The organism is Enterobacter sp. 725m/11, from assembly GCF_011683705.1.
GTDB lineage: Bacteria > Pseudomonadota > Gammaproteobacteria > Enterobacterales > Enterobacteriaceae > Enterobacter > Enterobacter bugandensis.
This window is the reverse complement of the sequence record NZ_JAAQOK010000118.1, coordinates 1-652: the sequence shown is the minus strand read 5'-3', so window position 1 is coordinate 652 and position 652 is coordinate 1. Positions and strand designations below refer to the sequence as shown.

Annotated in this window: 1 pseudogene; it reads left to right on the top strand. The window is 35.1% G+C overall.

The window, feature by feature from the left end:
* Window positions 1–315: 315 nt before the first annotated feature.
* Window positions 316–652, top strand: a pseudogene (locus tag HBA26_RS22660) (glycosyltransferase); the annotation flags it as partial.

Genomic DNA, 652 nt, shown 5'->3' with positions numbered 1-652 from the left:
AGATGTGTATAAGAGACAGATTATAAACTCTATTTAAAATGGCCCACAGAAATTTCTATACTCGTCATTATATACGTCGCTTTCTTACCACAATTCTTCATTTGGCTATGGTTCCTTTTTCATCACGGAGGGCGTTTAACAGAGTGGCTACAGCCTTTTTTCATTATTGCACCTCCTATTGTTGTCGCTTGCGTAAGAAATTATAATGGACAATCTTTTCGCAAAGCATTTTTAGCTTTATTTGCAACAGCTTTACTTTTTCTAATAGGATATATATCAGTATTAACACTGAACATCAGCAATTCCGGTCATAAAATGCAAGGTGTAATAACTTTTAGCCAAAAAGTTGAAGCAATTTGGCAGAAACATTATAATTCTCCTTTCAAGTATGTTGGAGGCGATTATCTTTCTGAATGGGTCACTTTTTATGCTTCTTCACGACCACAAGTCATAACTCGCTGGGATGAAAATACCCAACCTAATATTTACAACAAAGACATCGAGTTTAGTGACATTCAGAAATTTGGTGCTTTGATTATCGGTCATGCAGAAGGACAATGTGAAAACTCAAGCTTTACTAAAGCAATAACTCAATGGCCACAACTAAAGATCGATCATATTATAGATTTAGACCTGTCTCTTATACACATCT